Source organism: Plantibacter sp. CFBP 13570, from assembly GCF_014841395.1.
Classification (GTDB): domain Bacteria; phylum Actinomycetota; class Actinomycetes; order Actinomycetales; family Microbacteriaceae; genus Plantibacter; species Plantibacter auratus.
On the sequence record NZ_JACYTW010000007.1, the window covers coordinates 93,264 to 104,217 of the forward strand.

The 10,954-nt window shown below is 70.1% G+C and carries 8 protein-coding genes; all 8 read left to right on the forward strand.

Translation table 11 applies throughout. From position 1 onward, the window contains the following. Window positions 1-2 precede the first annotated feature (2 nt). The 8 genes from carA to fmt all read left to right on the forward strand — a co-directional run bounded on the left by carA (window position 3) and on the right by fmt (window position 10,850). Window positions 3-1,169, forward strand: coding sequence for a glutamine-hydrolyzing carbamoyl-phosphate synthase small subunit (carA, locus tag IFT89_RS04445; RefSeq protein WP_085510883.1), 1,167 nt, complete (start codon window positions 3-5; stop codon window positions 1,167-1,169). Further along, window positions 1,169-4,459, forward strand: coding sequence for a carbamoyl-phosphate synthase large subunit (gene carB, locus IFT89_RS04450; RefSeq protein WP_086473290.1), 3,291 nt, complete (start codon window positions 1,169-1,171; stop codon window positions 4,457-4,459). The genes carA and carB overlap by 1 nt, the downstream gene beginning before the upstream one ends. After that, window positions 4,456-5,301, forward strand: a complete 846-nt coding sequence (gene pyrF / locus IFT89_RS04455) for an orotidine-5'-phosphate decarboxylase (protein ID WP_085510885.1) — start codon at window positions 4,456-4,458, stop codon at window positions 5,299-5,301. Before carB ends, pyrF begins: the two co-directional genes overlap by 4 nt. 28 nt (window positions 5,302-5,329) lie before the next feature. Then, on the forward strand, window positions 5,330-6,208 hold the full coding sequence (gmk, locus tag IFT89_RS04460) for a guanylate kinase (RefSeq protein WP_191941313.1): 879 nt from the start codon (window positions 5,330-5,332) through the stop codon (window positions 6,206-6,208). 68 nt (window positions 6,209-6,276) lie between these two features. After that, a complete protein-coding gene (rpoZ, locus tag IFT89_RS04465; protein WP_056005756.1) occupies window positions 6,277-6,534 on the forward strand; it encodes a DNA-directed RNA polymerase subunit omega in 258 nt (85 codons plus the stop codon). A gap of 203 nt (window positions 6,535-6,737) precedes the next feature. Then, window positions 6,738-7,931 carry a methionine adenosyltransferase gene (gene metK, locus IFT89_RS04470; protein ID WP_064293843.1) on the forward strand — a complete coding sequence of 398 codons (1,194 nt, stop codon included), beginning with the start codon at window positions 6,738-6,740 and terminating at the stop codon, window positions 7,929-7,931. Between the two features lie 26 nt (window positions 7,932-7,957). Then, entirely contained in the window at window positions 7,958-9,892 is a 1,935-nt protein-coding gene (locus IFT89_RS04475; protein ID WP_307783431.1) for a primosomal protein N', read from the forward strand. A 28-nt stretch (window positions 9,893-9,920) separates the two neighbouring features. Next, window positions 9,921-10,850: a methionyl-tRNA formyltransferase gene (gene fmt, locus IFT89_RS04480; protein ID WP_202938336.1), complete on the forward strand. Its 930-nt coding sequence runs from the start codon at window positions 9,921-9,923 to the stop codon at window positions 10,848-10,850. The last annotated feature ends 104 nt before the right edge of the window (window positions 10,851-10,954 follow it).

The following is a 10,954-nucleotide window of genomic DNA, read 5'->3' on the forward strand; positions in this document are numbered from 1 at the left end:
CCATGACCTCCTTCACCCCACCCAGTCCAGCGGTACTCGTCCTCGAGGACGGCAACCGCTACGTCGGGCACGCCTACGGCGCGACCGGCCGCACGCTCGGCGAGGTCGTCTTCGCCACCGGCATGACCGGCTACCAGGAGACGCTGACCGACCCGTCCTACGCCGGACAGATCGTCCTGATGACCGCGCCGCACATCGGCAACACCGGCGTCAACCGCGAGGACATGGAGTCCGCCCGCGTCTGGGTCGCCGGATACGTGGTGCGTGACGCGTCGCGCGTCGTCTCGAACTTCCGAGCGGACCGCTCGCTCGACGACGAACTCGTCCAGGACGGCGTCGTGGGCATCAGCGGCATCGACACCCGCGCGGTGACCCGGCACATCCGTTCCGCCGGTTCCATGCGCGGCGGCGTGTTCTCCGGCGAGGACTTCGAGTTGTCCGGCGCCGAGCAGCTCAGTCTCGTCCGAGCCGGCGCGCAGATGGCCGGTCTGAACCTGTCGAGCCAGGTCTCCACGACCGAGCAGTACACCGTACCGGCGGTGGGCGAGCGCGTCGGTTCCGTCGCGGTCCTCGACCTCGGCGTCAAGACGTCGACGCTCAACCACCTCGCCGCTCGCGGCTTCGACGTCGTGGTGCTGCCGCAGTCGGTGACCTCGGCCGAGGTCCTCGCGCTCGAACCGTCCGCCCTGTTCTTCTCCAACGGCCCCGGTGACCCGGCTGCGAGCGACGCGCACGTCGCCCTCCTGCAGGACGTGCTCCGCGCGGGCGTGCCGTACTTCGGCATCTGCTTCGGCAACCAGCTGCTCGGCCGCGCGCTCGGCTTCGAGACCTACAAGCTGCCGTTCGGTCACCGCGGGATCAACCAGCCGGTCCTCGACAAGGCGACCGGCCGGGTGGAGATCACCTCGCAGAACCACGGCTTCGCGGTCGACCTGCCGATCGAGGGCCGTCACGAGACGCCCGCCGGGTTCGGCCTCGCCGAGGTCAGCCACTACAGCCTGAACGACGAGGTCGTCGAGGGCATCAACTGCATCGACATCCCCGCGTTCTCGGTCCAGTACCACCCCGAGTCCGCCTCGGGTCCGCACGACGCGGTCTACCTGTTCGACCGGTTCCGCGACCTCGTGACCGGCCACGCCACCACTTCCAGCACCAAGGAGAACAACTAGTGCCCAAGCGCGACGACATCAACAGCGTCCTCGTCATCGGCTCCGGGCCGATCGTCATCGGGCAGGCCGCCGAGTTCGACTACTCGGGCACCCAGGCGTGCCGCGTGCTGCGCGAGGAGGGCGTCCGCGTCATCCTCGTCAACTCGAACCCGGCGACCATCATGACCGACCCCGACTTCGCCGACGCGACCTACGTCGAGCCGATCACCTGGCAGGTCATCGAGACGATCATCGCGAAGGAGAAGCCCGACGCGATCCTGCCGACCCTCGGCGGCCAGACGGCGTTGAACGCCGCGATCCAGCTGCACGAGCACGGCATCCTCGAGAAGTACGACGTCGAGCTCATCGGCGCGAACTTCGAGGCGATCAACAAGGGCGAGGACCGCCAGATCTTCAAGCAGCTCGTGCTCGACGCGGGCGCGGACGTGGCCCGCTCCTACATCGCCCACACCGTCGAGGAGGCCGTCGGCTACGCCGAGGACCTCGGCTACCCGCTGGTCGTCCGCCCCTCGTTCACCATGGGCGGCCTCGGCTCGGGCTTCGCGTACACCGAGACGGAGCTCCGCCGGATCGTCGGCGACGGCCTCCACCAGAGCCCGACCACCGAGGTGCTCCTCGAGGAGTCGATCCTCGGCTGGAAGGAGTACGAGCTCGAGCTCATGCGCGACACGGCCGACAACACCGTCGTCGTCTGCTCGATCGAGAACGTCGACCCGGTCGGCGTGCACACCGGGGACTCCATCACGGTGGCTCCCGCCCTGACGCTGACGGACCGCGAGTACCAGAAGCTCCGCGACATCGGTATCGACATCATCCGCGCGGTCGGCGTCGACACCGGCGGCTGCAACATCCAGTTCGCGGTCGACCCGGCCGACGGCCGCATCATCGTCATCGAGATGAACCCGCGCGTCTCCCGCTCGAGTGCCCTCGCCTCGAAGGCGACCGGCTTCCCGATCGCGAAGATCGCGGCGAAGCTGGCCATCGGGTACCGCCTCGACGAGATCCCGAACGACATCACGAAGGTCACGCCCGCGAGCTTCGAGCCGACGCTCGACTACGTCGTCGTGAAGGTGCCGCGCTTCGCGTTCGAGAAGTTCCCCGCCGCCGATCCGACGCTCACGACCACCATGAAGTCGGTGGGTGAGGCGATGGCCATCGGACGCAACTACGCCACCGCACTGCAGAAGGCGCTGCGGTCGCTCGAGAAGCGCGGCTCCAGCTTCCACTGGGGCGACGAGTCCCGCAGTGTCGAGGAGCTGCTCGAGGTCATGAAGACCCCGACCGACGGCCGCATCGTCGTCGTGCAGCAGGCGCTCCGCAAGGGCGCCACCGCCGAGCAGGTCTTCGAGGCCACCAAGATCGACCCGTGGTTCATCGACCAGATCGTCCTGATCAACGACGTCGCCGACTGGATCGCCGCGGCGGAACGCCTCGACACCGAGGTGCTCCGGACCGCGAAGAACCACGGCTTCTCGGACGCGCAGATCGGTCAGCTGCGCGGGTTCGGCGAGCAGGAGGTGCGCGAGGTCCGGCACATCCTGGGAGTCCGCCCGGTCTACAAGACGGTCGACACGTGCGCCGGCGAATTCCCGGCGCTCACCCCGTACCACTACTCGAGCTACGACACGGAGACCGAGGTGGTCGCGAGCGACCGCCGCAAGGTGGTCATCCTCGGGTCCGGCCCGAACCGCATCGGCCAGGGCATCGAGTTCGACTACTCCTGCGTGCACGCGTCCTTCGCGCTGCAGGCCGCCGGCTTCGAGACCATCATGATCAACTGCAACCCGGAGACCGTCTCGACGGACTACGACACGAGCGACCGGCTCTACTTCGAGCCGCTCACGCTCGAGGACGTCCTCGAGGTCATCCACGCCGAGAGCGAGTCGGGCGAACTCGTCGGTGTCGTCGTCCAGCTCGGTGGCCAGACGGCGCTCGGGCTCGCGAAGGGTCTCGAGGCCGCAGGCGTCCCGATCCTCGGCACCACGCCGACCGCCATCGACCTCGCCGAGGAGCGCGGCCAGTTCCAGGAGATCCTGGACGCCGCCGGCCTCGTCGCACCGAAGAACGGCACCGCGGTGGAGATCGAGGGTGCACTGCGCGTCGCCGAGGAGATCGGCTACCCGGTCCTCGTCCGCCCGAGCTTCGTGCTCGGCGGACGCGGCATGGAGATCATCTACGACAGCGCCTCGCTCACCGACTACTTCGTGCGCATCGAGGACCAGGGCATCGTGGGCCCGGCCCAGCCGCTGCTGGTCGACCACTTCCTCGACGACGCGATCGAGATCGACGTCGACGCCCTGTTCGACGGCGAGGAGCTCTACATCGGCGGCGTCATGGAGCACATCGAGGAGGCCGGTATCCACTCCGGCGACTCGAGCTGCACCCTCCCGCCCGTCTCGCTCGGTCGCGCCGAGATCGACCGCGTGCGGAACGCGACGCTCGCGATCGCCCAGGGGATCGGCGTGCGCGGTCTGCTGAACGTCCAGTTCGCGATCGGCGCCGGCATCCTCTACGTCATCGAGGCGAACCCGCGTGCGTCCCGCACGGTGCCGTTCGTGTCGAAGGCGCTCGGCATCCCGCTGGCGAAGGCCGCATCACTCATCATGACCGGCGCGACGGTCGCCGAGCTCAAGGACTCGGGGCTCCTGCCCCCGGTCGACGGATCCCGCGTACCGATCGACTCCCCGGTGTCGGTCAAGGAGGCCGTGTTGCCCTTCAAGCGCTTCCGCACGAAGGACGGCCAGATCGTCGACAGCGTGCTCGGCCCGGAGATGCGCTCCACCGGCGAGGTGATGGGCATCGACAAGGACTTCCCGCGCGCGTTCGCGAAGAGCCAGGAGGCGGCCTACGGCGGCCTGCCGTCGAGCGGAACGGTGTTCGTCTCGGTCTCCGACCGCGACAAGCGTTCGATCATCCTGCCGGTGCTGCGCCTCCAGCAGCTCGGGTTCGACATCCTCGCGACCGACGGCACGGCCGAGGTGCTGAACCGGAACGGCATCAGTGCCCGGACGGTGCGCAAGTACAGCGAGACCACGGCCGCGGGCGAGGACGACTCGATCGTCGACCTGATCAACCGCGACGAGGTCGACATGGTCATCAACACCCCGAGTGGCCGGTCGGCTCGCGCGGACGGCTACGAGATCCGCGCGGCCGCCGTCGCGGCCGACAAGCCGCTCTTCACGACGATCGCGCAGCTCACCGCCGCGGTCGGCTCCTTCGAGGCGCTCGGCGGGGGCTTCGAGGTCCGCTCGCTCCAGGAGTACGCACTCGATCGGGCTGCGCGCTCGTGACGGCTTCGTTCGGAACCCGACTGGACGAGGTCTTCGTCCGGTCGGGCCGACTCTGCGTCGGCATCGATCCGCACCGCTTCCTGCTCGAGGCGTGGGGACTGCCCGACACCGCCGCCGGCGCGGGGGCCTTCGGCCTCGCCGTCGTCGAAGCCGCAGCCGGTCGCGCCGGGATCGTCAAGCCGCAGGTGGCGTTCTTCGAACGGTTCGGGTCGGCCGGGTACATCGCCCTCGAAGGGGTCCTCGCCGCGGCACGCGACGCCGGGCTCCTCGTGATCGGCGACGCCAAGCGCGGTGAGATCGGGACGAGCATGGAGGGCTATGCCGAAGCGTGGCTGACCCCCGGTTCACCGCTGGAGGTCGACGCCCTCACCGTGAACCCCTATCTCGGCTTCGGCTCACTGCAGCCGGCACTCGAGCTCGCCGAGCAGCACGGCAAGGGCGTGTTCGTGCTGACGGCGACCTCGAACCCGGAGGGTCGCGACGTCCAGCTCGCCGAGGACAGGGCCGGCCTCACCGTCGCGGCGTCGATGCTCGACGAGATCGACCACTGGAACGCACGGCACCACCCCGGGGCGACCGGTTCGATCGGTGCGGTCATCGGAGCCACGCTCCGTCTCGAGGAGTTCGGCCTGACGGAGGTACCGCCGACGACCACGCTCCCGATCCTGGCACCCGGCTTCGGCCACCAGGGAGCTGCGGTCGCCGACCTCGGATCCATCTACGGCGACCTCGCACCGGGTGTCATCGTCTCCGAGTCCCGGAGCATCCTCGCCGCCGGACCCTCGGGGATCGCGGACGCCGTCGAACGTTCCGTCGCAGCCGTGAGGAGCGCCCGTGGTTGACCAGGAGCAGGACCAGCCCGGCAGGAACATGCCGGAGGTCGACCGGGCCGCCGCCTCACGTGAGGCCGTTCGCAAGCGCCGCGCCCGCGCGACCGTCAAGGCGTCCATCGCCTCCGGCGCCCGCACCCCGTTGGAGGTGCTCGACGCCGCGACCGCCGATCCGGACGGCATCGAGGGCGGCATCCGCATCACCGAGTACCTCCTCAGCATCCCGAGTGTCGGCGTCACCAAACTGGGGCGGATCCTCGAATCGCTCGGCATCTCCTCGGTCAAGCGCCTCGGCGGTCTCGGCCGACTGCAGCGGGATCGCCTCCGCGCCTTCATCGCCGAACGCTACCCGGGCACCGCGCGCAGCCGACTCGTCGTGCTCGCCGGCCCGACGGCCGTCGGCAAGGGGACGGTGGCCGCCTACATCCGCGACCACTACCCGGAGGTCCACCTCTCCGTCTCGGCCACGACACGCAAGCCCCGGCCGGGGGAGCAGCACGAGGTGAACTACTACTTCGTGACCGACGACGAGTTCGACGGCCTCATCGAGGGCGACCGCCTGCTGGAGCACGCCACGGTCCACAACGCGTACCGCTACGGCACGCCACGCGAGCCGATCGAGCGAGCGCTCGCGGCCGGCGACAGCGCGTTGCTCGAGATCGACATCCAGGGTGCCAGGCAGGTCCGGGAGGCGATGCCGGAGGCGACCCTGGTGTTCCTGCTGCCGCCGAACTGGGACGAACTCGTCCGTCGACTGGTCGGACGGGGCACCGAGGACGAGGAGGAACGGGAGCGCCGACTGCGCACCGCGAAGGTCGAACTGGCCGCCGCGGACGAGTTCGACCACCGTGTCGTCAACGACGACGTGGCCCGCGCGGCCCAAGAGGTCGTAGACTTGATGAAGATTCACGGGGATTGACGTCCGACGCGCACCCCGCATCGATCCGATCTTCCCCGAACACAACCACACGAGGAGTGTGAACCTGCATGGCTGACAAGCTCAAGGGCATCATCGATCCGCCCATCGACTCCCTGCTCACCAAGGTCGAGTCCAAGTACGCACTCGTGATCTTCGCGTCCAAGCGCGCGCGCCAGATCAACGACTACTACGCCGACCTCCACGAGGGCAGCCTGTTCGACAACGTCGGGCCGCTGGTCGACTCGTCCGTCGAGGACAAGCCGCTCTCGATCGCGATGCACGAGATCAACGAGGACAAGCTCCAGATCAAGCCGATCGCCGAATAACCGCTTCACCACGACGAATCCGCCGGGCGCCAGACGACCGGCGGATTCGTCGTGTCGGGCCCGTTCCCGCCGCCGCCGACGCCCCGCGTCACGGACGGACGACGTGTCCGAGGCCTCGACTAGAGTGATGAACGGTCGGGCCCCGGAACACCGCGACGGCCGATCCCTCCACCATCGCACCACCACTTCCGACGGGAGACCGCATGACCGAGCTGCGCCTGTTCACCTCCGAATCCGTGACCGAGGGGCATCCCGACAAGATCTGCGACCAGATCTCGGACAGCATCCTCGACGCGCTCCTCGAGGTGGATCCGCGCAGTCGAGTCGCCGTCGAGACGCTCGTCACCACCGGGCTCGTCCATGTCGCCGGTGAGGTCTCCACGAGCGGCTACGTCGACATCCCGACGATCGTCCGCGAGCGCATCCGGTCCATCGGCTACACCTCGTCCGACATCGGATTCGACGGCGACTCCTGCGGCGTGAGCGTGTCGATCGGCTCGCAGTCCGCCGACATCGCCGCCGGAGTCGACCATGCCTTTGAGTCCCGCGAACAGTCCAGTGTCGACGCCTACGACCTCCAGGGCGCCGGCGACCAGGGGATCATGTTCGGGTTCGCGACCACCGAGACACCGCAGTACATGCCGCTGCCCAGCTGGATCGCACACCGTCTCGCGGAGCGACTCGCCGAGGTCCGCAAGTCCGGCCAGCTCGACTATCTGCGCCCGGACGGCAAGACCCAGGTCACCATCGGATACGACGGCTTCCTCCCGAAGACCGTGGAGACGGTCGTGGTCTCCACGCAACACAATCCGGGTGTCTCCACGGAGCAGCTGCGTCGCGACGTCCAGCGTCACGTCATCGAACCGGTCCTCGCGACGGTCGAACTCGACAGCTCGAACGTGACCCACCTGATCAACCCGACCGGCATCTTCGTCGTCGGTGGCCCGATGGGCGACGCGGGGCTCACCGGACGCAAGATCATCATCGACACCTACGGTGGAGCGGCTCGACACGGCGGTGGGGCCTTCAGCGGGAAGGACCCGTCGAAGGTGGACCGCTCGGCCGCATACGCCATGCGCTGGGTGGCGAAGAACGCGGTCGCCGCCGGATTCGCCGAACGTCTCGAGGTGCAGGTCGCCTACGCCATCGGCAAGGCCGCGCCGGTCGGGCTCTACGTCGAGACCTTCGGGACGGCCCATGTGCCGGAGGCGGACATCACGCGCGCGATCCGCGACGTCTTCGACCTCCGTCCGGCCGCGATCATCGCCGACCTCGACCTCATCCGCCCCATCTACGCCGCAACGGCGGCGTACGGGCACTTCGGCCGCGAGCTCCCCGACTTCACGTGGGAGCGTCTCGACCGGGTGGAGGCGTTGCGGTCAGCAGCCGGGCTGTAGCCGTGGTCGGCGCGAGGGTCGCCAGGGTGGTACTCGACTCCCCGTTGCCACAGCTCGACCACCTGTTCGACTACGCCATCCCCGACGACCTGGCCGATGACGCCGTGCTCGGCGCGCGCGTCTCGGTGCCGTTGCGCTCGGCCGGACGGTCGGCGAACGGGTTCATCGTGGACCTTGCCGACTCGAGCGAGTTCGGCGGAGCGCTCAGCCCGCTGAGCTCGGTCGTGTCGTCGGTACCGGTCCTGACCCCGACCCTGTGGACGCTCGCACGCCGTGTCGCGGATCGCAGCGCCGGGAGCGCGATGGACGTCCTGCGTCTCGCCATTCCGCCGCGACAGGTCCGGGTGGAGAAGACCTGGACCGCCGCGACCCCGCCGGAGCCTCCGTCGGTCGAGCGGCGCACCGTCCCGGGCTTCGCCCCTGGCACCCTCGACCGTCTCGCGCCGGGGGAGCGGTACGCGATCAGCGCGATCCCCACCCTGACCGCGACGAGCGCGGGCGTCTGGCTCCCCGACTGGTCCTTCACGCTGGCGGCTCTCGCCGTGAACCAGCTGTCCGAGGGGAGGAGTGCGATCCTGTGCGTCCCCGACTACCGGGACGTCGAACACCTCCTGGCGGCGCTCGACGACCTCGGTGTCGGTGACGCGGTCGCGAGGGCCGACGCGAAGCAGACCCCGGCTGCTCGCTACCGCGCCTACCTGGACGGACTGCATCCGGTACCCCGGATCGTCGTCGGCAACCGGTCGGCCGTTTACGCACCGGCGCACGACCTCGGACTCATCGCCCTCTGGGACGACGGCGACCCCCTCCATCAGGAGCAGCTCGCCCCCTATGTGCACGCCCGCGACGTCGCGTTGACCCGGCAGGAGATGAGCGGCTCCGCCCTCGTCTTCGCCGCGCACTCACGCAGTACCGAGACGCAGCGACTCGTCGAACTCGGCTGGCTGCGCGAGGTCGCACCGACCCCGCCGGTACGACCGAGAGTCGTCGTGTCCCGGGCGAGCGGCGACGACGCCATGACGAGCCAGGCGAGGATCCCGTCGAGCGCGTGGCGCGCGGTCGACGAGGCATTGCATCACGGACCCGTGCTGGTCCAGGTCGCGCGGCCGGGGTACGCGCCGCACCTCGCCTGTCGACGGTGCGGGACGAGGGCCCACTGCTCGGTGTGCCACGGTCCACTCCAACTCGCCACAGCCCGTTCGCAACCCTCCTGCCGGTGGTGCGGTCACCTCGCGGCCGGGTGGTCCTGCGAGACCTGTCACGACACCGCGTTCCGCGTCACGGCCGCCGGCACCGGCCGGACCGCCGAGGAGCTGGGCCGGGCGTTCCCCCGATACCGGGTCGTGGTGTCGGACGGCGACGCCCCCAAGTTCGAGGTCGGCCCGGAGCCGGCGCTGGTGATCGCGACCCGAGGCGCGGAGCCCGTCGCAGCGGGCGGCTATGCCGCCGTCCTCCTGGTCGACGCCGACCGCATGCTGGCGCGGGAGTCGCTCCGCGTCGCCGAGGACTGCCTGCGGTGGTGGTCGAACGCCGCAGCCCTGGCCGCTGCGCGTGCACCGGTGCTGCTGATCGGCGTCGAGGCCCCCGTGGCGAACGCCTTCGCCCTGTGGCAGCAGCCGCGGTTCGCGAGCGAGGAGCTCGCCGAACGCAGAGAGCTCGGGTTCCCTCCCGCGGTCCGGAGCGCGACCCTCACCGGCACCCGCGACGCCGTCGATGCCGCTCTCGCCGCGCTACCCACCGAGTACCGGAGCCGCGTGCTCGGCCCGACCGTCGACGAAGCGGGCGACAGCGTCGCGATCCTGCGGGTCGACTACGGCCACGCCAGGGCGGTCGCCGAGCAGTTGCGGGCGACCGTCGTCGCGCAGGCGGCGAAGCGTCGACGTCCGACCCCCGGCAGGCGAGCACCGAAAGCCCCGCCTACACTCAGAGTACGATTCGACGATCCGGAGATGCTGTCATGATCCACCCCGTCCACGAAGTCCGAACCGCATGAGGCTGGTCTTCGCCGGCACCCCCGCCGTCGCCGTACCGACGCTCGACGCCCTCGTCTCGGCCGGGCACGAGATCGCGGCCGTCGTGACCCGACCCGACGCCCCGCTCGGCCGCAAGCGGGTCCTGACCCCGTCGCCGGTGGCAGCGGCCGCCGAACGGCTCGGGCTCCCGGTCATCCGCGCTGCACGGCTCGACGACGACGCGACCGCGCGGATCGTCGCGCTCCGTGCGGAACTCGGCGTGATCGTCGCGTACGGCGGGCTCGTCCGTGAACCCCTCCTGTCCGCGCCGGCACACGGTTGGATCAATCTGCACTTCTCATTGCTGCCGGCCTGGCGCGGCGCGGCGCCCGTCCAGCGGTCCGTGATGGCCGGAGACGCGGTCACCGGTGCGTCGGTCTTCCAGCTCGTACCGGCTCTCGACGCCGGAGACGTCTTCGCGACCGTGGAGACGCCGATCGGCGAGCGCGAGACCTCGGGGGAGCTCCTCGACCGCCTCGCCGAGCTCGGCGCACCGCTCACCGCGGAGGTCGTCGCCGCCATCGCCGCCGGCACCGCGGTCGCGGCCCCGCAGCAGGGCGAGGTGTCGCTCGCGCCGAAGCTCGACGGCCAGGACGGTCGGATCGTCTGGGACCGCCCCGTCGCCGACGTGTGGTCGCAGATCCGCGGGGTGACGCCCGAACCGGGCGCGTTCACCCTCCTCGACGAGTCACGGCTGAAGGTGCACCGTGCCGTCCCCGCGACGACCATGCCGACGGACCCACCGGCGCCCGGGACGATCGCGTCCATCGACGGCCTCGTCCTGGTCGGCACGGCGGACACACCGTTGCAACTGCTGCAGGTGCAGCCGGCCGGGCGCACGGCGATGCCCGCCGCCGACTGGTGGCGCGGCGCGTCCGCTGGAACCGATCGGCTGGTCACCGCGTGAGCGGCCAGCAGCCCGAGGGCCAGCGACGCCGCGACCGACGGCCACGCGACGAGGAACCCCGACGCGGACGCCAGCGTCCCACGCGTCCGCGTGACTCGGCGACC

What these genes read in the sequence shown, in the direction of transcription:
- gmk (WP_191941313.1), top strand. Translation starts at nt 5,330, where the DNA reads ATGCCGGAGGTCGACCGGGCCGCCGCCTCACGTGAGGCCGTTCGCAAG.
- rpoZ (WP_056005756.1), top strand. Translation starts at nt 6,277, where the DNA reads ATGGCTGACAAGCTCAAGGGCATCATCGATCCGCCCATCGACTCCCTG.
- carA (WP_085510883.1), top strand. Translation starts at nt 3, where the DNA reads ATGACCTCCTTCACCCCACCCAGTCCAGCGGTACTCGTCCTCGAGGAC.
- metK (WP_064293843.1), top strand. Translation starts at nt 6,738, where the DNA reads ATGACCGAGCTGCGCCTGTTCACCTCCGAATCCGTGACCGAGGGGCAT.
- fmt (WP_202938336.1), top strand. Translation starts at nt 9,921, where the DNA reads ATGAGGCTGGTCTTCGCCGGCACCCCCGCCGTCGCCGTACCGACGCTC.